A 23,810-nucleotide genomic window follows, 5' to 3' on the forward strand; every position below is an offset into this window, starting at 1 on the left:
GACGACGAGGTAGATAGGTTCGGGGTGGAAGCACGGCAACGTGTGGAGCTGACGAATACTAATCGGTCGAGGGCTTAACCAATTATCTGCCATACGAAGTATGGTCAGAGAGCTGCGATGCGAAAGCGTCGCAGGCCCGGAAAAAACGGGAAACTAATTCACGAACTTTACGCATGCATTTCGTATCTAGTTTTCAGGGTGCAAGCCACCTTGAATGAAACTTAGATGTTTCTTGGCAGAAACATCGATACCGTTTGGTGATGATGGCGGAAGGGAACCACGCGTACCCATACCGAACACGAACGTTAAGCCTTCCAGCGTCGATGGTACTTGGACCGAAGGGTCCTGGGAGAGTAGAACGTCGCCAAGCAAAAAGCAGTTGATCTTTTAATCAGATCAGCTGCTTTTTTTTGTGCGCTTGAACCAGCATAAGCTAATTGAACCTGAAAACTTAAAAAAGAGGCTGTTTTCGAAAGAATCGATTTCCGAAAACGGCCTGCGTTTTATACCTTTACCAATCGATAGGTCTTGCCTTTTTCGGCTTCAAATAGGATACACTCCTGCTCAGCTCTGTCGACTTTGAAATCGATAAGATCGCCTGTATTGATCTCCACGACCGTTATATCTTCTCCCGGCCATGGGTTCATAATCCGACACAGGGTAGAGCGGCGGGCTTCTATCTCGACGAAAGCCACCCCGGCTGAAGTTCGCGATGCGGATACCCAAAAGCCGCCGCGGGCTTGAAATCGTCGAAACGAAATTTCGGCCCAATCCGGTACGACTGGGAACAAATGTATACGTCCGCTCCGGCTGTTAATGACCCGTTCCGGGTCTTCGTTAATTGCGATGCACAGGTCGGCATAGGTTTCGATTGTTCTTGGATGCACGCCGTCCACCGTGGGGAACCTATCCTTACACTCTCCAAGCAGTACATAAACCGGTCGGTTATGACCGGCAGGCACGCTTCGAACGGTGCGCAGCATAATCTCCTTTTCCTTCGGACTGCTATCCAGGTTGATTTCATCGGCTAAGGTAGTTGGGTAGACACCGATATACCAAGGATGACAGCCTTTGGACCACCTCGGCTTGATACCTGGAACGCCCGCATAGATAAGACCTTCCTCCGTTTCGTAAGTCGGATAAGGAGGGAGGTTGTTGGCCGCATGCAGCCAATCCGCTTTCAAATTCGGATCCGTACCTAAATAATCGGCGAGCTCGGCGGCTCTGTGAAAGGTCCAGCGGAACATAGAGATTGCGCTGATCGTATCCCGGTTGTATTCGAACTTCGGCTGGATGCCCCAGCTTTCCGCTTCGACGGCAGGGACGATGTGGAAGTGACCGTCCTCCTGCAGCTCGAGATAGGATAGGTAGAAGATCGCGAGATCACGCAAAGCCGGGTATAACAATCGCTGCATTAAGGCTTCATCTGCCGCGTAATCCCACATATCCCATAGTACTTTAAGCACCTGAGCTCCTGTTTCCAGACAGAGCTCCAGCGTCGAGTTCGTGTGGACGTAACGGTCCGGCTTGACCGGAGGCAAATACCCGTGCACAAGGATCATGCCCGGGAGGCCGTATACCTCGGAAGCATTCTTCCGCGCCGCCGGGAGCCAGTGCTCGACCAGCTGCCACCACATATCCAGAGCGTCCTCCCGGGAACGGACGACCATGGGCGTATAAAACAGCTCATTATAGCATGGCAGACTGTGCCAAGGTTGGACGTCTGTTTCGATACCTGCATAGGAGGCACTTGCCTCAAATTTGCGGGAATCGGTTCGGCACCCGCCGCTGTGCTTGCAGGCCCAGCTGTTGAACAGGTGGGTTATTTCCTTCTCATAATACGAATCTCCGGGATACAGTACTCGTCCATGCTCCCTTTTATCGTATAACGCATCATACCAATCGGTATTCTCCTTCAGCAAGGCTTCGAATCCGTCCGTTTCGGCTTCCAGAAGCTGCCGTTTCGCAAATTCCATAATGTCGGCAGCATCATTGGAGGTGACGACAACGGTATAGAGCGTGGCCTGACCGGAGCTGAGCCGGTTCAAGGCCGCTGTAGCCGCGGCGCCCGGTGCCTGCCGAATGCGGGCATAGTCCTTCTCGTGAAATGTCCAGCCTTCATCGGCATATGGTGGCGTGCCGAGACCAAAGCCATTTTCGACGGTTTCAAGCTCCGCATCGCTGCCGTTGACAAGTCCCATTACTACATATTCGAAGCCATCGGGAAAGGTCTTCTCGGCAGGCAGCCGCTGCCGAATCCAAAAAAATCTGCCCTCGCTGCCGCTCTCGGGAGGCTCTATCGGGCCGTTCCATGCGGCGTCACGTTCATAATGATAGTATTCAACGGGCTGAGCGCTGCCTCTAGGCAGATAGACGGGCTGCCGTTCCTCCATAGGCTTGAATTCCGTTCCTTCAGCATTCATGTACATGCGATGCGCCTGGTCTCTATGGCGGTATAAGCGGAACGAAAGAGGATAAGACAATCCGGAGAACTCCGTCCGCATCGCAATAACGCTGCGCTTCATCGAGAGAAGCACATCTAGCTGAAGAGAAGCTTTCCCATGAACCAGAGTGCTGCTTGTTAATCCGCTGCTGCACTGCTGAACGGTTTGTACCGGATCGCATCCTTGGAAATCGTTGCAGCGGACGATGATCTGCCCCACCGGCTTTTGGCAAGGAAACGGGTAGGCGCGAAAAGCGGCATAAGGCTCTCTACGGCCGCCTCTCGGGTCAAGGGAGCCGTATTTGGGCCTAGTATTGCCTGACGGCTGAATGTCCAGGAAGCCTTCATTCGCTTGGGAATAAGCTCCCTCCCGAAGCTCCTTCAGAGTCAGTACAGGTGGATCCGCTATTCTTCGATCGAAGACATCCGACTTTATCATGCTTAATGTAATTTGCTCCGGAGGGCCCCATAAAGCCGCCTTGATGGACGGGTGGTTTAGGTACAGCTTCGAGTCCATCGACCAGGCCGCTTGAGGCTGCGGACAAGTGGGGTGCAAGGTTCTCCGGATTTGCACTTGTTTAGCCATATCCTTTAGAGGGAGATAGCCCTGCCAAGGCAGCTGATTCATTCTATTTGCCGCCTCCTCCCTGGGCCTTGGCGTCCGTCAAAGCTTTGTTGATCGTTTCCTCGGCCTCCCTTAATGCCGTATTAATATCCGTTTGGTTTTTAAGCATTTTGTCGAATGAATTGCCGGGGACACCGGCTACATCGGCGAACGTCAAGTTCGCATCGCGGATCGGTGCAGGGGCCGCGTAACGGTTATAGAAGACAGCCTGCAGGTTTTTCCCTTTTAGCGATTCAATATCCTGGCCGAACACGCCTTGGATCTTTTTATCCGCAAGAGGCGTGAGCAGCGCTTTTTTGGATAGCTGCGTCTGCACTTCATCCGACAGCAGGTACGCGATGACATCGAATGCCTCATCTTTATGCTTGGATTGCTTGGTCACATACATCGAGTAGAAATTAGGCTGGAAGCCGACCTTCGGGGCGTCCTTGAAGACAGGAGCTGCAGTAATGTCCCAGTTGGCGCTTGGATTTTTTTAAGACCAGGTGATCAGCTTCTCGGTAACGTTCAAGTCCATCGCTTCGGTTCCTCCGGCAAACTCCCCCGGGATGGAAATCTCGTTATTGGGCACGTCGTAGATTCGTTTGAAGTTCGCGAACAGATCCTTCCAGGCATCCGTATTGACTGCCGCCTTGTCCTCTTTTTCGCTCATAAAGCCAAGCGATCTTTGGTTATATTTGAACACAAGAGGGCTGTTGTAACGAAGACCGACGTAATTTACGCCGTTCTCTGCCCGGGACACCTTGCGGACCAAATCATACACTTCGTCCCAGGTAATGCCGTCCTTAGGGTAAGGAACGCCGAATTTATCGAATATATCCTTGTTATATCCAAGAATCAGGTTGCTTCCCATGAAAGGAAGACCGTACAGCTTTCCGTCACCCCAGTTTTTCAAAACCTGAAGCACTGTGGAATCAATCCTGTTCAAATCGAAATTATGCTTTTTGATCAGCTCCGACAAATCGTAATGAAGATCATTCGCCATAATTCTGGGCTTTACGTTGGTGCTGCTTTCTAGAATAATATCGGGAATCGTGCCGGCGGCAATCAAGTCAGGATAATCTTGTCCTTTGCCCTTATGGATATGCTCGACCTTGATATGAGGGAATTTCGCCGTAATAAAATCGCCGATCTCCTTGGAGAAGTTGTCCTCATTCGCATAGTTGCCGTTTTGAGCCGTGTAAAACAGCAAGGTAAACGGTGTGTTCGCTGCAGCGGCTTCAGTCTTACCAGGGTCCCCGGAGCTTTTTGCGGAGGAACTTTCTTGAGTGCTGCAGCCGGACATCATGACAGCCGTGACGAGCAGAAGCGAGGTTATAGCTTTCTTATTTACCAAACATGAACCCTCCCCATTTTTACCTGTGTGGATTTGAGTTCATCTTATAGTAAACTGAATATCACAATGCCATAGAAAAGTATCAAAATGCTATCCTAGATATGATAGCGCTTACAATAGGTCAATCTTTTTCTCGTAGCTGATGTATCAGCTTTTTCACCCCTGCCGCGTACTGATGGGGAGTCATACCGAATTTTTTCTTGAACGAGTAGATGAGATAGGACGGGGAATGAAAGCCTGTCTGGACACTGATCTGCTTGATGGACAGATCCTCGGAATGAAGCAGCGCCCGCGCTTCCTCCAAACGTTTTTCGCTTGTATATTCGGTTATGGTTTTGCCGATCTGCTCTTTGAACAGCTTCGACAAATAATTGGGAGACAAATGCAAGTCCCGGGCGATGTCCTCCATTTTGAAGTGCGTTTTGTAATGATCGTTGATCCATTTCAAAATGTTGTTAATATGCTGCGTCGAAGCTTGAGTGAACGGTTCTTTGGACAGCTCTTCGGCTGTGTACAGCTTTCGTTGAAAATAGGAAAAGAACTGGTAAAAAAACAAGAGCACTGCTTCACGATGCATCATTTCCGGGGCGTTAGACAGGATGTCATTCATCTCACTGAATTGACTCTCGAGGTATGCCGCCTGTTCATCGGTTAAATAAAACAGCTGCCGGCTCATTTTATTATCCAGTAGTTGCGTCAGGAATGAAGACAGGTAAGGAAACGAAGAAGCGAACGGTCCGATGGACGATACTTTGATCTTCAATATGCTGCGAGTATAATCCGGGGGGGATTCCATGCGCATGTAATGGATTTGAAACGGCTTGATCAAAATCAAGGTGCGGGGACGCACCTGAAAGACCGAATCGTTGATAACGAACGTTCCGCTGCCTTCATGGATATATAATAGCTCCAAACCGTCATGGGCATGAAAATGCTCGATAGATGCGGTGTACGTATGTTTGTAATTAAAAAGGTATAAATTGTTGATCCACCTTCTAAATGTCACAATTTGCATCCGATGCACCTCCGATCCTTTTTCTACCTTATTTTAATTCCATGCCTGGGAGCAAAAAACCTTTGTGACGGCAGTAAGAAGTGTAGAAATGTGTCAAAAAGAATCTGAAATAAAATTTCAAAAATGTATTTACTTTAGGAAATTTTATTTTATAATGAGATTGTAAATGTTCTTTTCCTACTTGTAAAGAAACGGGCACAAAGGAGATATCCCTTATGTTAAACGGCGGTCTGATTGGAATAAAGGAAGCTCTGCAAACGTTAAAGCCGACAGAACAGAAGGTTGCACAATACATCGTGGATCATCCGGAGACGGTCGTCAATGCTTCCGTGCAGAAAGTAGCGGAGCTGGCGGGGGTCAGTGAAGCCACTATTGTCAGACTGGCCCGATCTCTTCATCTTAAGGGGTTCCAGGAGCTGAAGCTGCGCATTGCGGCGGATCTGGCCAAAGCCGTTCACTCTGAAACGAACTCCTATCAGGAAATACAAATTGACGGATCGGTGCAGGATTTAATCCAATCCATCTCCCATAACAATACGCTTTCCATTCAAGATACGTTGACCGTGCTTTCGCCTAAAGATGTGGAGCGGGCGATAGACTGCTTAAGCAGCGCAAGAAGGGTGTACTTCTTTGGAGTGGGGGCCTCGGCGGTTATTGCCCAGGACTTCAAGCAGAAGCTGTCCCGGATTAACCGCTGGTGCGAGGCAGCGCCGGATTTTGATTCCCAGGCTACGCTGGCGGCTAACATGACCAAGGAAGATGTAGCCTTTGGTATTTCCTATTCGGGTCAGACGGAAAATATTATTCAGTCGCTGCAGATTGCCAAGGAATCCGGCGCAACCCTCATTTCCTTGACGAAGTTCGGGAGCAATCCGGTGGCGGAAATGGCCGATATCCGGTTATTCACGAGCTCATTGGAGCAGAGCATAAGAAGCGGCGCCATGGCATCAAGAATCGCGCAGCTGAACGTCATCGACATCCTCTATGTAGGTATAGCCAGCCGGACGTACGAGGAGAGCATCCAATCCCTGGAAAGGACGCGTAAAGCGGTGAGCGGGTCCAAGCGAAATGGATAACATAATACAACTTATTGAAGGCTGGGTAGCTGCCGGGAGTATCCCCGGGGCTGTAATCGATATTTCCGTTGGCGGCCATACAAGGCTGCAGCAGGCGTTTGGAGGCTACAGGCTTTCAAGCTCCGAAGAGAAGAAAGCGCTAACACTGGATTCGCTTTTTGATATCGCATCCTTAACCAAAGTGACGGCGACACTGCCGGCGGTCATGCTGCTGGTGTCCAGAGGACAGATGAAGCTTGAAGACCAGGTACAGCGGTACTTCCCTGAATTTCGTCACCCGCAGGTTACGATTCGTCACTTGCTGCAGCACTCATCCGGCCTTCCGCCGGATTTGCCGAAGGTGGACCGACTGGAAGCCCGGGATGTGATGCGCGAAGTATTCGAGCAGGAATTGATCTATGAGACGGGGACGCAGGTAAAGTACAGCGATCTGGGGTTTATTCTTCTTGGTACCGCGGTTGAACGGATAACGGGAGAGAGGCTGAACGAATTCGTCCGCCGGGAAATTCATCTCCCGCTCGGAATGGACCATACGACGTTCTTGCCGGAAGCGAAGGATAGGTACCGCATTGCTCCGACGGAGGAGTATAACGGAGCCTTCATTCACGGCGAGGTACATGACGAGAAGAGCTATCAGCTCGGCGGGGTGTCGGGAAGTGCGGGGCTGTTTGCCACGGCAGCCGACCTGGCGCGATACGGGAGAAGCTGGCTGCCGGCGAACCCGAGCGTACTGCCGGAGGAGTGGCGCAGGCGCTGTATAACGGAGCCGTTTCTGGGACGCGGGCTTGGCTGGGAGGTATGGCACGGGCAGGAGTCTGCACCGAGCTGCAGCAGCCATTGGCCCCATGGAAGCTTCGGACATACCGGCTTTACCGGAACGAGCCTGTGGATAGAGCCCGTAAGCGGGCTGGTGGTAGTGTTTCTGACGAATGCCGTTCATTACGGAAGGGCAACTCCGATAAGAGAGCTGCGGCCGCTGTTACACCAAAGTATTTATTCCTCGATTCATGGGGTTAAATAAAAAAAGAAGAACAATAAAGGGAGGAATAATCAACATGAAACATGTTTCTCTGGTTCTTGCAGCAATATTGGCAGCGTCACTGGCCGGTTGCAGCTCATCGAACACGCCTGCGGCCACGACGGCTCCAAAGGATAACAAGGGGGAGGCATCAACGCAGCCGCAGCAAAAAGTGAAGCTGACGATGGGCAGCTGGCGGACCGAGGATAAGGATGCCTACGAAAAAATTATTAAAGAGTATCAGAAGAAAAATCCGAACGTGGAAATTGAGTTCAAGCCGACCAAAAACACGGAATATAATACGGTATTGAATACGGCGCTTCAAACCGGCAGCGGTCCGGACATTATTCAGCTTCGTCCTTATGCGGCGGGCATTGCCCTGGCGGATGCAGGGTACCTGGAGCCGTTGGATTCGGTCAAAGGGTTAAGCGTCATGTCCAAGGATACACTGGCGGCGGCGACCGGCAAGGATGGCAAGGTATACGGCGTTCCCACCGTGTTCAGCTCCACCCAAATTTTTTATAACAAGAAGCTGTTCAAGAAATTCAATATCGAGGAACCGAAGACCTGGGATGATTTGATCAAAGCGGCGGATACGCTGAAGCAAAACAAGGTGACTCCGTTTGCGTTCGGCTCCAAGGAAGGCTGGATTTTGTCGTTGACGCACGGAGCTCTGGGGCCAGGCTTTTATGGCGCTAACGATTTTGTAAGCAAAATAACGTCGGGCCAAACGAACTTCAAGGATAAGGCGTTTGTCGACTCCATCCAGATGATGCAAGGCTTAACGAAATATTTCCCGGATAACTATGTCGGTATTTCCATGGATGACATGCGCAATCTGTTCGTTACCGAGCAGGCCGGCATGATGGTCATGGGAGACTGGGAGCTTGCGGTGATGAAGAAGATGAACCCGGCGCTGGAAATGGATGTTTTCCCGGTACCTGCTCCTGCAGGCGGCAAAGCGACGGTAACCACCTGGGTAGACGGATCGTTCTCGGTTAACAAAGCGTCCAAGAATAAAGCGGAGGCCATGAAATTCATCGAGTTTATGACGACCAAGGATTTCGGTCAGCTTGTAGCGAACGAGCTGATGAAGCCTAGCACCATTCCAGGTGTGGAAGCGGCGGATCCGATCGTCACGAAGATTTCCAAATTTGCCAACAGCATCTCTACTCCTTATATGTTTGTGGTTCATTTCAGCTCCGGCAACCCTACAACCAAGGTCACACTGGAAACGGCGCTGCAGGGTATGTATCTGAATAAGCAAACGCCGCAAGACGTTGTGGAGGAAGTGCAAAAAAGCGCGGATACCTGGTTCAAGCCTGCAGGCAAGTAAGTAAAATACAGATGGAAAAGGCGGCGAGGCGCACATGAATGGAACGAATGTTCAACTGCAAGCACCCAAGCATAAGCCTAAATCATTCAACTGGAGAAAAGGATTTATTCATCTGTTTCCGATTCCGGCCCTCGCCGTCTTTACGCTGTTCATCGTTTACCCGATTCTGGCTGCATTCAGCTACAGCTTGTTCGACTGGCAGGGCTTAAGGAAAGGCGCTTTTCTCGGTATCGGAAATTTCGTCACGCTGTTTACGAAAGAACCCTTCAATACGTATTTCTGGAATTCCCTTGCCCATAACGCGTATTATTTTGTGCTGGAAATGATTTTCCAAAACGGCATCGCTTTTGTATTGGCCTATATCATTTTCTCGAAGGTCAAGGGCGCAGAGCTGTTCAAAATGGCCTACTTTTTGCCGAGGCTCTTGTCCGTCATTGTTGTAGGCTTTCTGTGGAAGCTGATGCTGAATCCGAACTTCGGAGCCGTCAATGTGTTTCTGAAGCAAATCGGCCTGGAGCAGTGGGCGAGACCGTGGCTCGGAGAGCCCGTCACCGCGTTGACAGCCATTATTCTGGCGAACTGCTGGTTCGGTATCGGCTTCGCGGTGTTGATTCTGCTGGCTGGCCTGCACTCCATCTCTCAAGAGGTGCTGGAAGCGGCACGGCTGGACGGGGTAAAAGGCTTCAGGCTGATCCGGTCGATCATATTACCGATGATGATGCAGTCCGTCGTTATTATTACGGTATTCACCTTCGTGCAAGCCTTTGAAGCGTTTGAGCTGGTGTACGCGATGCAGGGGTCGCAGGGGGAACCGGTTCATTCGACGGATACGCTGGCCGTGTTCTTTTACCGTACGGCATTTGGCTCCTCAAGCGGCGACGGAACGGCTATCGGTCTTGGTTCGGCGCTGGCGGTCACATTATTTTTCATTATCGCTTCGTTATCGGCGATTTTCATGGCACTGATGAAGAAAAAAGACATCGAGTAGAGGAGGGCTTGCATTGAAACATTCGCTTGGAATCCGCATTGTGCAGTATGTTATTGCTTTCTTGTTCTCCGTCTTAAGTCTCTACCCGATCTTCCTCATGCTGCTTTCATCGCTGAAAACGAACATCGAAATTTTCAAAAACCCGCTCGCTTTGCCTGATGTGTGGAGTCTTGCGGCATACCGCAAGCTGCTGGAGCAGGTCCATTACTTCGACTACTTCTGGAACAGCGCGGCAGTAAGCATCATCTCCGTCACATTGATCATCGTATTCGGGTCGCTCGCTTCGTTCTATATCGCGCGTTTTTCGTTTAAGTGGAATGGGGCGCTGTTCTTCTACTTTCTATTAGGCATGATGATACCGATCAAGCTGGGGATTGTACCGCTGTTTATGCTGATGAAAAATTTGCAGCTGCTGAATACGCAGTTGTCGCTGATATTGGTCTATGTGGCGATAGGTCTCCCTTTGGCGGTTCTCATCTTGACGGGATTTTTCCGGACGCTGCCTAAGGAGCTGGAGGAAGCAGGGAGAATCGACGGCTGCTCGAATCTGAATATTTTGGTGCGCATTATTGCGCCGTTGATGAGGCCGGCGTTGGGCACGGTTATGATCATGAATTTTATTACTGTCTGGAACGATTTCTTCTTTCCGTTAATCTTCGTTCAAGAGGAAGCGAAAAAGACGATTCCCGTAGGTATGCTGACGCTGTTCAGCGAGTACTCCACGGACTGGAGCGTGCTGTTCGCGGGGCTGACGCTGTCGTCGCTGCCGATGATCATTTTGTTCGCCGTGGCATCCAAGCAGTTCATGGAAGGGATGACTGCCGGAGCCGTCAAATAGGATGGCAAAGCAGCCGGTATTGGCCGTATCCGACAAGGGTAGTAAACGAGGCTTTCGATGAAAGGGGGATTGCGGCTGATGGATAAGAGAGAACAAGCAGAGGAAGAGCTCAGGAACCGAAGATATATCGGGATCGATGGCGGAGGGACCAAGACCGCCTGCATCATCGGCGACGGCACCGGCCGCATATTGGCCATCTGCTATGGAGAATCGAGCAGCATCAAATCCCGTCCGTGGGACGAAGTAAAGCGCGTGCTGAAAGAGCTTATTGAACAGGCGTTGGAGCTGTCTAGGAGTCCTATGGACCAATTGGCCGGAGTGTTTCTCGGCTTGGCCGGGGCGGACCGGCCGGAGGAGAGGAAACGCTTGTATGCGTTCATGCGGGAGCTGCTCCCCGAGCATGCCGCCATTACGGTTCATAATGATGCGATTACCGCGTTGGCGGCCGGCACCTGGGGGGAAGGCGGCATTGTTCTCATCTCGGGAACGGGATCTATCGCCTACGGCTATTTGCCGGAAAGCGACACTTATGTTCGCGTAGGCGGATGGGGATATTTGCTGGGTGATGAGGGCAGCGGCTATGATATTGGCAGACAGGCCTTGGTGGCTGTCATGAAGGAGCATGACGGGCGAGGAGTGAAGACCCGGTTGACGGAGCGGCTATTGGCATATTGGTCGCTGTCCGACCCTGATCAGATCATCAGCTATGTGTACAGCCAGGCGAATCCTCGTACGGTGATTGCCGATGCGGCCAAATGGACCTTGATGACAGCAGAGCAAGGGGATGAAGTGGCGGAGAAGATTGTACAAAAGGCTGCTGCCGAGCTGGCCGAGCTTATCATTACGGCAAAAAGAAGGCTGACAGAGCTGCGTCCGGATGCCGATGTATCCCGGCTGCCGGTTGTACTAAGCGGGGGATTATTCGCAAACGAGGGGTTCGTGCGCCGGCTGTCAGCCCACGAAGCTGTCGCGGCAAGCGGGCTAAGCTTAAGAAGGCTTGGCATCCCGCCTGCGGCCGGCTGCTATATTCTTGCGTTAAAGCAAGCGGGGATACAAATAACCGATAACATCAAACAGCATATTGCCGACTGGGAGGCAGGAGGGGAAGCGTCAGTTGGATAAAAGCACAGTACAACCCGTAACCGAGCAGAGGAACGCCAAATCAGCACAATTGGACCAGCTTAGCGTTCCTGAAATTATCCGATTAATGAATGAAGAAGATCAGACGGTTGCCAGCTCCGTGCAGCGCTCGCTGCCACAGATCACTCGTGCTGTCGAAACGATAGTGGAAGTGATGAGGCGCGGAGGGAGGTTATTCTACGTAGGAGCCGGAACCAGCGGGAGATTAGGCGTACTGGACGCCTCCGAATGTCCGCCGACATTCGGCGTCGACAAGTCGCTTGTCACCGGACTGATAGCCGGGGGAGAGACGGCCATTACGACGGCGATTGAAAATGCGGAGGATGACGATGAAGCGGGAGCGAGGGAGATCGAAGCGTATGTCACGGCAAACGATGCTGTAGTAGGCATTGCAGCCAGCGGCAATACGCCTTATGTCATCGGCGCGATCCGTCGTGCGCGGGAGATAGGGGCATTGACCGCAGGCATCTCCTGCAATGAGAGCACTAAGCTTAGCCAGGCCGCGGAATACCCCATTGAAGTGCCGGTAGGCCCGGAGATCGTCACCGGCTCCACCCGTCTCAAAGCGGGAACGGCAACCAAGATGGTGCTGAACATGATTACAACGACGGTGATGATCCGGCTAGGTAAGGTATATGGCAACCTGATGGTCAACGTGCAGGCGACCAACGAGAAGCTTCGCGACCGGGTAGTAAGAATCGTAAGCGAAGCTGCCAAGGTGGATCGCGAGGTGGCCGCGGCCTTTGCCCATCAGGCAGATGGCGACGCCCGAGTGGCGATCCTGATGATCCGCTTCGGCGTAGAGAAGGAACAGGCGGTAGAAGCGCTGACGGAGTGCGGCCAGCATTTTGGTGAGGCGATCAAGTGGCTGGAGAGGAAAAGCTTGGCCTAGCGGCCAAGCTTGAGCCTTTTGGGAAGCCTGAAGTGCTTGAACTATTCCGATACATTCCGGTGGGGTATACCCCTCCAGCCGCTGTTGAAACCCGTGAAAGTTGATTCTATTTTTATCAGTATTTTCACGGGTTTCAAAGGCGGACGCTATCGCTCCTCCGAGGCATACCCCACTCTCAGCATAGTTCTCGCAAAACAGGATTTCTCAACAACCTGAAGCTTGGCCTAGTGGCCAAGCTTTTTTGTTGGTGGAGGGAGAGTAAGGCAGGGACATCGGCTCCGGATGTGGAGACCGAATCGCTGTTTCAGCTTCGCCTTATACAATGGGCAAATCATGTATGGACTAAGCAATAAAAGAATTCGCTGTATGAAGCCCATCATTGTTCATGAACGCGTTAAGTCGAGGATTGGTTCCATCAGGCTGTACTTGGCGCAATTCACGAAAACAGGAAGAAGCAGGCTGGCCATGATGATAAGTGGCACAGCCTGCTTTGTATTAAGGTGTGGCAGATGATGGCTCAGCTCTTATCTTCCGCTGAGGTATCTACCACCGTGCAGCTTCCGGGATAGCCGTCGTTTTGGATCATTTCATCTAAATGCTCCCGCATCTCTTCATCTCCGGCTCTATCGGCCACGAGCTTCGCAGGCGGCTGGTGAAACTCCACAAGACCCTTCGGTTTCGCGTCGGTCATTCGTATCCCTCCTCTTCTATGTTCTCTTTTGAAAGCATAAAACGTCTTGTAGCATCTGCAATCATCCTTAAATTTCAACTATAACCTTCCCTGGAGGATTGACTTTATTCATAGGGGATGCCGGCGTATAAATAAAACGCCAAGGAGCTGATACGGATGCTCCCTGGCGTTTGAGTATTTAAGAATGATGAGTACAAGTTTTTTAGCGAATTACGCGTCCTTGAATCCAGACGCGTTCCAGCTCGAGCTCCTTGTTAAGCAGCAGCACGTCCGCTTGCTTGCCTGCCTCAATCGCTCCGGTCTCGGATTCGATGCCGAGTCTGCGGGCCGGGGTGCCGCTCGCCATGCGGCTTGCATGCTCGATACTGATGCCGGCCTCACGGACGGCATAACGGAATGCTTCAATCATGGTCAGCGTGCTGCCTGCCAGGCTGTCGCCTTCCTTAAGCCGCGCAACGCCGCCATGTACGATGACGTCGAGACCGCCGAGCTTGTACTCGCCGTTCCCGAGACCCGCAGCGGACATGGCGTCGGTAATGAGCAGCAGATTGTCCGGGCCCTTCATTTGCGCCAGCAGGCGAATGCAGGCAGGATGGACATGATGGCCGTCGGCGATAACTTCCGCCATGATCGCCGGGTTGGTGAGCACCGCACCGACGGTTCCCGGCTCGCGATGATGCAGGCGGGTCATGGCATTGAAGGTATGCACGGCATGGCTCAAGCCATGCTCGGCGGCAAGCATCACTTGATCATACGAAGCATCCGTATGACCCAATGCGGCCACGATGCCTTGCTGGGCCAGAGCCTCGATGTATTCCAGGGCGCCTTCGGATTCCGGCGCCAGCGTCTGCATCTTGATCAGACCAGGGAAGCGCATCGTCCAGTCCTCCAGCCATACCGGCTGTGGAGGGACGATGAACTGCGGATTTTGCGCGCCGGGCCATTTGGCGCTGATGTAGGGACCCTCCAGATGAACGCCGTGCAGCTGGGCGTAAGGCATTCCTGCCTCGCGGTAGCTTTGAACCCGCGTGAGTACTTGATCGATATCCTCCTTGGAGGCGGTAACGGTGGTTGCCAGCATGATGCTCGTACCATTCTGAGCATGGAAGCGGGTGATCGCATCGAGTCCTTCGGCATCCGCATCCATAAAGTCATGTCCGTAGCCTCCATGAACGTGGACATCGATGAAGCCCGGCAATATATAGCCGCCTTGACCGTCAATCACTTCGCAATCCCGGGCTAATGTCCGGGCGTGCTCGACGCTCCCGGTTTCTTTGCCGATAGCGGCGATGCGTCCATCGGATAGCAGAATCCATCCGTTCTTTACGGTTGTATCAGGCGTGACGATTCTTACATTATAGAGATAGGTACTTTTGACTTGACTCATTTGAACAGCCTCCCAGCTTCCGAATCTACCAGTACGACTAAGTGAGGATGCGTTTGCAGCAGCGATGCAGGGCAATCCGTAGTAATAGGTCCCGTCAGGGCACGATGGACGATCTCGGCCTTGTCCGCGCCCTTCACAACCAGCAAAATCATTTTGGCTTTAAGAATCGTTCCTACTCCCATGGTCAAAGCATGAGTAGGGACCTGGTCCATGGATTCAAAAAACCTTGCGTTCGCCTTACGGGTTTCTTCACGCAGCTCCACGACATGAGTCCCGCTGATCAAGGCATGGTCCGGCTCATTGAAACCGATATGCCCGTTATGTCCGAGACCGAGCAGCTGCAGATCAATTTGTTTGGCATGCTCCAATAGCTTATCGTACCGCTTGCACTCGGCAGCCGGATCTGCGGCATTGCCGTCAGGGATATGCGCTTGACTGCGCGGCAAATCAATATGATTAAACAGATGCGTATTCATATAATTCCGATAGCTTTCGGCATGATCCTCCGGAAGTCCCACATATTCATCAAGGTTGAAGGAAGTCACGTCACGGAAGCTTACCAGACCGCGCTGGTAGCTCTTGACGATTTCTTCATAAATGCCGATAGGCGTTCCTCCCGTGGCCAGGCCGAGGACGGCGCGAGGGTTCGTTTGCACGAGTCCGGTAATAATGCTCGCCCCGGATTCATGCAGCTTTTCATGAGAGTCAAAGGTCAGTAGATTCACGAGTTATCTGCTCCTTGTGATTAGCGGTATTTTTTAACCATGTGAAAAGATGTTTCAAGGCGGGGGACCAGCTCATCGAACCGGTCGCTGATAAGTCCGACGAACAAAATATCGATGACATGCAGCTGGGCAATGCGCGATGCCATGTCGCCGCGGCGCATTCCTTCCTCCAGGGTGGAGGTGAATAAAGAGATCGAGGCAAGGGACGTCAACGTATTCGTGCCGAACTTGGTCAACGAAATGGTAGTCGCTCCGTTCTCGGCCGCGCATTTCAGCGCTGCGACCGTCTCCCCCGTTTCCCCGGAATAGGAAATTCCTATAGCGACATCCTCGCTCGTAAGATTGGATGCGGAAGTAATCTGCATATGCGGATCAGAGAACGCGAAAGCCCGTTTGCCGATGCGCACCAGCTTTTGATAAAAGTCCTGCGCAACGAGCCCTGACGTAGCAACGCCGTACAGATCGATCTGTCGTGCCGATTGGAGCGCGTCGATCGCCTTCTGCAGCTGCTTCAGGTCCAGCATGCGCGTGGTGTCGGTGATTGAGCTTACGTGATTGGCTTCCATGGCGGCAACGATGCTTGAAAGCGGATTGCCCGCAATAATGTCTTGATAAGATTGAACCGAGGGCAGCTGAGCCAGCTCAGCCGCAAGCTTGACTTTAAATTCCGTGTAGCCGGAAAAGTGAAACATCTTGCAGAAGCGGGAGATGGTAGCCGTGCTTCCTCCGGATTGCTGTGAGAGCTCGGTGATGCCCATTTGGACGATATTTTGCGGGTGGGCCAGGACATAGGCGGCAATCTCCTTCTCCTTCGGGTTCATCGATTCCATTTGCTCTTGAATAGCGCTTAATATTCCGGCCATACTTACCTCTTTAAAAGAAAATTATTTTCATATATACTAAAAATACAAGAAAAACTTTTACATCCTAACTATAACGAATTTCCAAACCAATAGCAATAACCTCCGACCCGGTTTAAGAAATTGAAAAGATAGCGGTTCCAAAATTGAGAATCCAATTCCATACTTTATAAGACGTTCCCTGACGGCGGGTGTAGAATGAAGCTTGCCTAACCTGACGAGACAGGTTGACATGTACATCAAAACCGAAACTGAGGTGAGGAAATGAGTGCAAAACAAGTATCCATCCTATTAGTAGGCATTGGCGGCTACGGTAATACCCATGTCAATGAGCTGCTGCGTGCTTATGATGACAGCGACATACGTCCGGTGATTGCCGGTGTAGTCGACGTTTATCCGGAAAAAAGCAACCATTATCAGGCACTTCAGGAGTTGAACGTTCCCTTTTATACAACGATGGAGGAGTTCTATGCCCATCACAGAGCGGATCTGGCCGTCATCAGTACCCCTATCCAATTTCACTGCAAGCAAACCTGCCTTGCTCTGGCGAACGGAAGCAGCGTCTTATGCGAAAAACCGATTGCCGCTACGGTACAGGAGGTGCGCCAGATGATGGAGGCACGCGACCGTTCAGGCAAGTTCGTTGCCATTGGCTTCGACTGGTCCTTTACCCCTCAAATTCAGCAGCTGAAGCAGGATGTCATGTCAGGGCTGTTCGGCAAGCCGGTCCGTCTCAAAACCGTCGTGCTCTGGAGAAGAACGGACAGCTATTTTTCAAGCGGATGGAAAGGACGGCAAAAGAGCGACCAAGGCGAATGGATCTTGGACAGTGTAGCTCATAACGCAACGTCTCATTATTTGCATAATATGTTTTACATTTTGGGTTCCAAAACGGATGAAAGCCTGCGTCTGCAAAGTGTGGAGGCCGAGCTGTACCGTGCGAACCCCATCGAGAATTTCGATACGTGCGCCGTAAGAGTTCAGGGAGAAGGCGGAGTTGAGGTGCTGTTCTACGCTACGCATGCGGTCAGCCAAAACTTCGGACCTTCTTTTTGCTATGAATTCGAAAATGCCGTCATTACCTATACTTCCGGTCAGAACGGCAACCGCATCGAAGCCGCGTTCAAGGACGGAACGGTTAGAGTCTATGAAGCCCGCAAAGCGAGTAAGCTGAGAACCTGCATCCAGGCAGCCGCTTCGGGAGAGGTGGGCATCCCCTGCGGCTTGGAGGCCGCCTACGCCGAAGTCCTGTGCACCAACGGAATGCTGAGTTCCATGCCGGATATCCACTCGTTTCCCGTTGAAAGTATCCGGCGCGATGAAGAGATCGGGTTTACGTGGGTGGAGGGACTGAAGGAAGCTCTGCTTGACAGCTATCATCGTTGGTCTCTTCCTTCCGAGCTTGGATACGAATGGGCCGCGAAGGGGAACCGGACGGAATTAGGCAACTATCGTGCTTATGTGGGATGATGGACAGCCGGGGGAACGATGGTATAGAAAAAAATGTGACACTGCAGGATGATTTTGCGGAATAAAAATCGGTTGAAGACTGAAATAGAGTTGAAGAAAAGAAGATGAACTGAAAAAGCTGCAGTGGAGAAGTTGCAGTAAAAAGAAGTCGAAGTAAGCAGCAGCGTAGAACAAAAGAGGGAATGGTTGCGGGTGGAGAAGCGATAGCGTCCGCCTTTGAAGCTCGTGTTCCAACCGCTGCAAGCATATAATGAAAGGAACACGACTTCAACAGCGGTCGGAATCCTGCAACCAATTCCCTCCCTTTACACAAATGTCTGCCTACGATTACTTGTATGTAAACCATCCTGGCCCAAGGCCAGGTTTTTTCTTTTCCCCTACGCAGCTTCATTTTTTCCAATTTCCATCACCATACAGTACAATAAGAAGTACATCTGTACAAAAGATAAGGCATGGGAGGGATCCGCATTGTACCGCAGAGATTACTTGATGCGAATGATCGAGCAATTTAGCGTATCCATGGGACAAGTCCTGTTTCAAAGACAAAACCGCCGGTTCGCGGAGGCCATGGAGCTGTTGACGCAAGCGATGAAGCAGCTGCTTGGCTTAAACTCCAAAATGGTTCGGGCGCTGTCCGTCAAGGACATCATTGGACTGCTGTCGACAAACGGATATTTCGACGTGGGCAAAGGGCTTCTCTTAAGCGATATGCTCGTCGCAGAGGGCGATGTACTGAACGAGGCGGGGGAGGAGAGGGAAGGGACAGGCTGCCTTCTGAAATCTCTGGAGCTTCTGCTCCATATTCGCCGGATGGAGGAAGCGGAGCAGGGGCTAAGCGATGTGGACGAACGGATCGCCGCTGTCCTGCCGAAGGTGCAGCATGTTCGGATGACTGCATTCATGAGGGAGGTACTGACGGAATATTACGATGATGCCGGGCTTTTATCCAAGGCGGAGGACATGTTGTTTTTCCTGCTGGAGGACGATCCGGGAAACGCCGCCGCGATGGAACGGGGCATGGCCATGATGGAGCGGTGGCTTAGCTTGCCCCCGGAAGCGATCGAGAAGGGCGGCTTAAGCGCGGAGGAAATTCGGGAAAGTTACGATTTACTGAATAAAATGAAGCATTCGGCGAGCTAACCGTCATGAATGTTCGGAATTGGGAATTGAAATGCGAACTTTATGTTGTCCTTTTTCACATAATGTTCGCCTTTTTTTGTTGACACAGGGCTTTTATCACTGGTAAACTAAAGATGTCATCAGACAAGATTCATAGCTGAAAATGTCAAAGTTTCTCGTATAATGCCGGGGATATGGCCCGGAAGTATCTACCCAAAAACCATAAATTTTTGGACTACGAGTTAGCGTAATTCATGAAGGTCAGCGCGAAGGCGCTAGGCCTTAGCTTGCGCTTGGGGAATACTCGTCGTCCTGCAGATAGCTTGTATATGCATGCTGTTTGCCGGACGTTTTGTGTTTATAGGGGATTTTAATAATCTGTACCGTCAAAAAAAGCGCATATCACGGAGGTAGGAAATGTCTGCTCTTGTTGGAGTGATTATGGGAAGCAAGTCGGATTGGGAAACCATGAAGCATGCATGCGACATGCTGGAAGAGCTGGGGGTTCCTTACGAAAAGCAGGTCGTATCGGCTCATCGCACCCCGGACTTGATGTTCGACTATGCGGCTTCGGCTGCGGAACGCGGATTGAAGGTAATTATCGCAGGAGCGGGCGGGGCCGCTCATTTGCCCGGCATGGTTGCATCAAAGACGGAACTGCCGGTTATTGGCGTTCCTGTGAAAACATCCACGCTGAACGGCTTGGATTCGCTGTTATCCATCGTACAGATGCCCGGCGGCATTCCGGTAGCGACGGTAGCGATCGGCCATGCGGGCGCGACGAATGCAGGCCTGCTGGCTGCGCAAATTATCGGAGCCTTTGATCCGGAGCTGCAGCAAAAAGTACGCGATCGCCGGGAGCGGATTCGCCAATCGGTGATAGAAAGCAGCGTGCTGGAATGAGTCAAGCCGCTGACAGCCGTAACGATGCACCGGTTATTCGTCCCGGCGGAACCATCGGCGTCCTGGGCGGAGGCCAATTAGGCCGGATGCTCGCCTTGTCCGGACGGGCGATGGGATACCGCTTCGTAACCTTGGATCCGACTCCTGACGCTCCTTGCGGGCAGGTAGCCGACCGGCAGATCGTAGCGTCCTACGATGATGCCGAGGCGGCCCAGGCTCTGGCAGAGCAATCCGACGTGATTACTTATGAATTTGAAAATGTCGATGCGGACGTGACCCGGCTGCTAATGGCCGAGTCCTATGTGCCTCAAGGCAGCAGGCTGCTGTATACTACGCAGCATCGTTTGCGCGAGAAGCGCGCTATCGAAGCGGCCGGCGTACAGGTAGCGCCTTATGCCGAGATCACTAGCGCTGAGCAGCTGCGGGAAGCGGTCGAACGCTTCGGTACGCCTTGCGTGCTCAAAACAGCGACCGGCGGATACGACGGCAAAGGCCAATGGGTCATTCGTTCCTTGGACGAGGTGGAGGAAGCCTACGACACACTCAGCAAAGCCAAGACCGAGCTGGTGCTGGAACAGTTTATCCATTTTGAGAAGGAAATATCCGTTATCGCAGCCAGAAGTCCCCGTGGAGAAGTCAAAGCCTTCCCTGCGGCGGAAAATATTCATGTTAACAATATTTTGCACCTATCCATTGTGCCAGCAAGAACAAGCGAAAGCATTCAGCAGGAAGCGGAACGGCTGGCTGTTCGCATTGCCGAGTCCATGGACGTCGTCGGTCTGATCGCCGTTGAGATGTTCCTGACGAGGGACGGGCAGCTGTTCGTGAACGAATTGGCCCCTCGCCCTCATAATTCAGGACACTACACCATGGAAGCATGCGCTACGTCGCAATTCGAGCAGCACGTACGGGCCATTTGCAATCTTCCGCTCGGATCGACGGAGCTTTTGACTCCGGTTGTCATGGGGAATATCCTCGGACAGCATGTGGAGCCGCTTCTGGATTGGATCGTCCGGCCTGAGTCGGAGCAAATGCCCGGAGTTACCGCCAAAGTCCATTTGTACGGCAAGCACGAAGCCAAGCATAACCGCAAAATGGGACATGTGAACGTGCTGGCGGAGTCGGCCGATGCGGCACTGAAGTGGATAGAGGCTTCAAACATATGGAAAACTAACGAATCAATAGCAGATTGAAGCGGAGGCGGAGAAAGTTGATCGAGCGTTATTCAAGGCCCGAGATGGCCAGGATCTGGACGGAGGAAAACAAGTTCAACGCATGGCTCGAGGTGGAGCTGTTAGCCTGTGAAGCTTGGGCGGAGCTTGGGGTTATCCCCAAGGAGGATGTTAAGGAGCTTCGGAAGAACGCGTCCTTCGATATCGACCGCATCTATGAAATCGAGCAGGAAACCCGCCATGACGTTATCGCCTTCACCCGTGCGGTATCGGAGAAGGTCGGACCGGAGCGCAAATGGGTTCATTACGGACTGACCTCCACAGATGTGGTGGATACGGCATTGGGCTATCTGCTGCGTCAAGCGAATGAAATTTTGGAACAGGATATCGTGAATTTTATTGAGATTTTGAAGCAAAAAGCGATTCAATATAAAGACACCCCGATGATGGGGCGCACGCACGGCGTTCATGCGGAGCCTACGACCTTCGGCTTGAAGATGGCTCTCTGGTATGAAGAGATGAAACGGAACCTGGAGCGTTTCCGCTTTGCGGCCGACGGCGTGCAGTACGGCAAAATATCCGGAGCGGTAGGCACCTACGCCAACATCGACCCGTTCGTCGAGGCCTATGTTTGCGATAAGCTCGGCACCAACCCGGCTCCGATTTCAACGCAAACCCTGCAGCGCGACCGTCATGCCGAATATATGGCTACATTGGCGCTGATCGCCACCTCGCTCGATAAGTTCGCAACGGAAATCCGCGCGCTGCAAAAGAGCGAATTCCGCGAAGTGGAGGAGCCGTTCGCCAAAGGGCAAAAAGGCTCCTCGGCGATGCCTCACAAACGCAACCCTATCGGCTGCGAAAGCATCTCGGGCTTATCCCGCGTCATCCGCGGTCATATGATCTCCGCTTACGAGAATGTGACGCTGTGGCATGAACGCGATATCTCGCACTCCTCGGTGGAACGGATCATACTGCCGGATGCGACCATTCTTCTGAATTATATGCTGAACCGCTTCGGCAACATCGTGAAGAACTTGACCGTGTTCCCTGAGAACATGAAGCGCAACATGCAAAGCACCTACGGCGTTCCGTTCTCCGGCCGCGTCATGACCAAGCTGATCGACAAAGGCTTCAGCCGCGAGCAGGCTTACGACACGGTACAGCCTAGAGCGATGCAGGCTTGGGAAGAGCAGCGCTCATTCCGCGAAATTATTGAGAATACGGCGTCGATTCGTGAAACTTTAAGCCTTGAGGAGATAGAGGACTGCTTCAATCCTAGCTGGCATTTGAAGCATGTCGATACGATTTTCAAACGTTTAGGACTACTTTAATATATCAATCCGGGTGAGAAGCTTCGTCGGAACCGGCCATCTTAGGGAATGACGCACGGCTTTGACAACCCGTATTCCGGGGAGGACCTATCGACCATGGTCTCTACAAAAGCAATTTCAAGTGCCGAGCAATATGTCAAAGCGCCTTTGCTTTACAAAGGGAAGGTTCGCGAGCTGTACGATTTGGGAGAGCATTATTTGATCGCCGTCACCGACCGCATCAGCGCCTTCGATTGGGTGCTGTCGCCAGCCGTTCCCGATAAAGGCAGCGTGCTCAACAGCCTCAGCAAGTTCTGGTTCGAGCAGACGAAGGATATGGTGCCGAACCATCTGGTTCATGGCGACGTCGAGAAGCTGGGCGATCTCATTACGGACCGCGAAGTGATGAAGGACCGCTTCATGGTTACGAAGAAAGCGCAGCGCATCGATATTGAATGTGTCGTTCGCGGCTATATTACCGGCGGCGGATGGCGTCAGTATGAGAAAACAGGCGAGATCAACGGCCACAAGCTGCCAGAAGGCCTACGTAAAAACGAACGGTTTCCGAAGCCCATCTTCACTCCGGCGGCGAAGAACGACGTCGGTCATGACGAGGATATCTCCATCGAACGGATGAAGGAGCTGGTCGGCGCCGAGCTGACGGAACAGCTGGAAGCAAAGAGCATCATGCTGTATGAATTTGCTCGTCAATTCTGTGAAGAGCGCGGCATTATTTTGGCAGATACCAAATTTGAGTTCGGTCTTATTGACGGGGAAATTATTCTGATTGACGAAATCTTCACCCCGGATTCCTCTCGCTTCTGGGCGAAAGAAAACTTTGCCTACGACATCGAGATCGACAGCATGGATAAAGAGCCTGTACGGACTTACTTGTCCGGTACCGATTGGGATAAAAACAGCGAGCCGGCTCCGCTGCCCGCCGAGGTCGTCGAGGAGACGTCCCGCCGCTATAGAGCGATTTACGATCGTTTGGTGAAATAATTTGCGTATGTAAAGATTAGCCGGGTCAATGACTAGCCCTGCAAACCATTTACAGTCTGAATCATTAGCGGGGCTAAGAGCTCATGAATGCCTTAATGTCCAGCCGGACGGTGCCTGAGCTCGGAAAAGCCCTTGTCATTTACAATTCACACTCCAGAGGAGGATTCACCCCCATGTTAAAAGCAACGGTATATGTAACGATCAAACAAAGCGTACTCGATCCGCAAGGGGTTGCAGTACAAGGCGCTCTTCACTCGATGGGATTTGACGAAGTAGGTAAAGTGCGTGTAGGTAAATACCTGGAGCTGGAGCTTGGTACAAGCGACCGTGCTGTAGCGGAAGAACGGGTAAAAGCAATGTGTGAGAAGCTGCTTGCGAACACCGTTATTGAAGATTACCGTTACGAATTGGTTTAATCCACAGCATCCATTGTTCGGATAGTTTTACGAATAGACAGACAT

At 51.9% G+C, this 23,810-nt stretch carries 22 protein-coding genes, 2 rRNA genes and 1 riboswitch; of the genes, 16 read left to right on the top strand and 8 right to left on the bottom strand.

Annotated features, from left to right (window positions below; genetic code table 11):
* Both B1728_RS29420 and rrf read left to right on the top strand, forming a co-directional pair.
* Positions 1-82, top strand: a 23S ribosomal RNA gene (locus B1728_RS29420); the annotation flags it as partial.
* Between the two features lie 171 nt (positions 83-253).
* Positions 254-370: ribosomal RNA gene (gene rrf / locus B1728_RS29425) — 5S ribosomal RNA — on the top strand.
* A 133-nt stretch (positions 371-503) separates the two neighbouring features.
* Here the strand turns inward: rrf and B1728_RS29430 are convergent.
* The 4 genes from B1728_RS29430 to B1728_RS29445 all read right to left on the bottom strand — a co-directional run bounded on the left by B1728_RS29430 (position 504) and on the right by B1728_RS29445 (position 5,419).
* Positions 504-3,071 carry a glycosyl hydrolase family 95 catalytic domain-containing protein gene (locus tag B1728_RS29430; RefSeq protein WP_079914002.1) on the bottom strand — a complete coding sequence of 856 codons (2,568 nt, stop codon included), beginning with the start codon at positions 3,069-3,071 and terminating at the stop codon, positions 504-506.
* A 1-nt stretch (position 3,072) separates the two neighbouring features.
* On the bottom strand, positions 3,073-3,456 hold the full coding sequence (locus B1728_RS29435; RefSeq protein WP_079914003.1) for a type 2 periplasmic-binding domain-containing protein: 384 nt from the start codon (positions 3,454-3,456) through the stop codon (positions 3,073-3,075).
* Between the two features lie 87 nt (positions 3,457-3,543).
* The gene (locus tag B1728_RS29440; protein WP_079914004.1) at positions 3,544-4,404 is read right to left on the bottom strand and encodes an ABC transporter substrate-binding protein; all 861 of its coding nucleotides are present in this window, start codon (positions 4,402-4,404) and stop codon (positions 3,544-3,546) included.
* Positions 4,405-4,525: 121 nt separating this feature from the next.
* Complete coding sequence (locus tag B1728_RS29445) at positions 4,526-5,419, bottom strand: AraC family transcriptional regulator (protein WP_079914005.1); 894 nt, start codon at positions 5,417-5,419, stop codon at positions 4,526-4,528.
* Positions 5,420-5,634: 215 nt separating this feature from the next.
* Here B1728_RS29445 and B1728_RS29450 point away from each other — a divergent pair, with 215 nt between their 5' ends.
* From B1728_RS29450 to murQ, 7 genes are all read left to right on the top strand, one after another.
* Positions 5,635-6,495: a MurR/RpiR family transcriptional regulator gene (locus B1728_RS29450; protein ID WP_079914006.1), complete on the top strand. Its 861-nt coding sequence runs from the start codon at positions 5,635-5,637 to the stop codon at positions 6,493-6,495.
* Positions 6,488-7,516: a serine hydrolase domain-containing protein gene (locus tag B1728_RS29455; RefSeq protein ID WP_079914007.1), complete on the top strand. Its 1,029-nt coding sequence runs from the start codon at positions 6,488-6,490 to the stop codon at positions 7,514-7,516. Before B1728_RS29450 ends, B1728_RS29455 begins: the two co-directional genes overlap by 8 nt.
* A gap of 34 nt (positions 7,517-7,550) precedes the next feature.
* Positions 7,551-8,849, top strand: coding sequence for an ABC transporter substrate-binding protein (locus tag B1728_RS29460; RefSeq protein WP_079914008.1), 1,299 nt, complete (start codon positions 7,551-7,553; stop codon positions 8,847-8,849).
* Between the two features lie 34 nt (positions 8,850-8,883).
* The gene (locus tag B1728_RS29465; RefSeq protein WP_079914009.1) at positions 8,884-9,837 is read left to right on the top strand and encodes a carbohydrate ABC transporter permease; all 954 of its coding nucleotides are present in this window, start codon (positions 8,884-8,886) and stop codon (positions 9,835-9,837) included.
* A gap of 13 nt (positions 9,838-9,850) precedes the next feature.
* Entirely contained in the window at positions 9,851-10,675 is an 825-nt protein-coding gene (locus B1728_RS29470) for a carbohydrate ABC transporter permease (RefSeq protein ID WP_079914010.1), read from the top strand.
* A 78-nt stretch (positions 10,676-10,753) separates the two neighbouring features.
* A complete protein-coding gene (locus B1728_RS29475; RefSeq protein WP_179136253.1) occupies positions 10,754-11,797 on the top strand; it encodes an N-acetylglucosamine kinase in 1,044 nt (347 codons plus the stop codon).
* Positions 11,790-12,707, top strand: a complete 918-nt coding sequence (gene murQ / locus B1728_RS29480) for an N-acetylmuramic acid 6-phosphate etherase (protein ID WP_079914012.1) — start codon at positions 11,790-11,792, stop codon at positions 12,705-12,707. Before B1728_RS29475 ends, murQ begins: the two co-directional genes overlap by 8 nt.
* Before the next feature lie 517 nt (positions 12,708-13,224).
* Here the strand turns inward: murQ and B1728_RS36455 are convergent.
* The 4 genes from B1728_RS36455 to B1728_RS29495 all read right to left on the bottom strand — a co-directional run bounded on the left by B1728_RS36455 (position 13,225) and on the right by B1728_RS29495 (position 16,373).
* Positions 13,225-13,398: a hypothetical protein gene (locus B1728_RS36455; protein WP_179136254.1), complete on the bottom strand. Its 174-nt coding sequence runs from the start codon at positions 13,396-13,398 to the stop codon at positions 13,225-13,227.
* A gap of 202 nt (positions 13,399-13,600) precedes the next feature.
* Positions 13,601-14,785 (bottom strand): N-acetylglucosamine-6-phosphate deacetylase, encoded by a 1,185-nt coding sequence (gene nagA / locus B1728_RS29485; RefSeq protein ID WP_079914013.1) that lies wholly within the window; start codon positions 14,783-14,785, stop codon positions 13,601-13,603.
* Entirely contained in the window at positions 14,782-15,510 is a 729-nt protein-coding gene (gene nagB, locus B1728_RS29490; protein ID WP_079914014.1) for a glucosamine-6-phosphate deaminase, read from the bottom strand. Before nagB ends, nagA begins: the two co-directional genes overlap by 4 nt.
* Positions 15,511-15,530: 20 nt before the next feature.
* Entirely contained in the window at positions 15,531-16,373 is an 843-nt protein-coding gene (locus tag B1728_RS29495) for a MurR/RpiR family transcriptional regulator (RefSeq protein WP_079914015.1), read from the bottom strand.
* Between the two features lie 261 nt (positions 16,374-16,634).
* Here B1728_RS29495 and B1728_RS29500 point away from each other — a divergent pair, with 261 nt between their 5' ends.
* The 7 genes from B1728_RS29500 (at position 16,635) to purS (ending at position 23,765) form a co-directional block, all read left to right on the top strand.
* Positions 16,635-17,840: a Gfo/Idh/MocA family protein gene (locus B1728_RS29500; RefSeq protein WP_079914016.1), complete on the top strand. Its 1,206-nt coding sequence runs from the start codon at positions 16,635-16,637 to the stop codon at positions 17,838-17,840.
* Between the two features lie 468 nt (positions 17,841-18,308).
* Complete coding sequence (locus B1728_RS29505; RefSeq protein ID WP_079914017.1) at positions 18,309-18,980, top strand: DUF6483 family protein; 672 nt, start codon at positions 18,309-18,311, stop codon at positions 18,978-18,980.
* A 135-nt stretch (positions 18,981-19,115) separates the two neighbouring features.
* Positions 19,116-19,217: riboswitch (purine riboswitch) on the top strand.
* A 159-nt stretch (positions 19,218-19,376) separates the two neighbouring features.
* Positions 19,377-19,862, top strand: coding sequence for a 5-(carboxyamino)imidazole ribonucleotide mutase (gene purE, locus B1728_RS29510; protein ID WP_079914018.1), 486 nt, complete (start codon positions 19,377-19,379; stop codon positions 19,860-19,862).
* Positions 19,859-21,055, top strand: coding sequence for a 5-(carboxyamino)imidazole ribonucleotide synthase (gene purK / locus B1728_RS29515; RefSeq protein WP_079914019.1), 1,197 nt, complete (start codon positions 19,859-19,861; stop codon positions 21,053-21,055). Before purE ends, purK begins: the two co-directional genes overlap by 4 nt.
* 17 nt (positions 21,056-21,072) lie before the next feature.
* Positions 21,073-22,368 (top strand): adenylosuccinate lyase, encoded by a 1,296-nt coding sequence (gene purB / locus B1728_RS29520; protein ID WP_079914020.1) that lies wholly within the window; start codon positions 21,073-21,075, stop codon positions 22,366-22,368.
* A 96-nt stretch (positions 22,369-22,464) separates the two neighbouring features.
* Positions 22,465-23,349, top strand: coding sequence for a phosphoribosylaminoimidazolesuccinocarboxamide synthase (locus B1728_RS29525; RefSeq protein ID WP_079914021.1), 885 nt, complete (start codon positions 22,465-22,467; stop codon positions 23,347-23,349).
* 173 nt (positions 23,350-23,522) lie between these two features.
* Positions 23,523-23,765 (top strand): phosphoribosylformylglycinamidine synthase subunit PurS, encoded by a 243-nt coding sequence (gene purS / locus B1728_RS29530; protein WP_079914022.1) that lies wholly within the window; start codon positions 23,523-23,525, stop codon positions 23,763-23,765.
* Positions 23,766-23,810 lie beyond the last annotated feature (45 nt).

The sequence above is a fragment of the Paenibacillus sp. 32352 genome, from assembly GCF_002042965.1.
Lineage (GTDB): Bacteria > Bacillota > Bacilli > Paenibacillales > NBRC-103111 > Paenibacillus_S > Paenibacillus_S vulneris.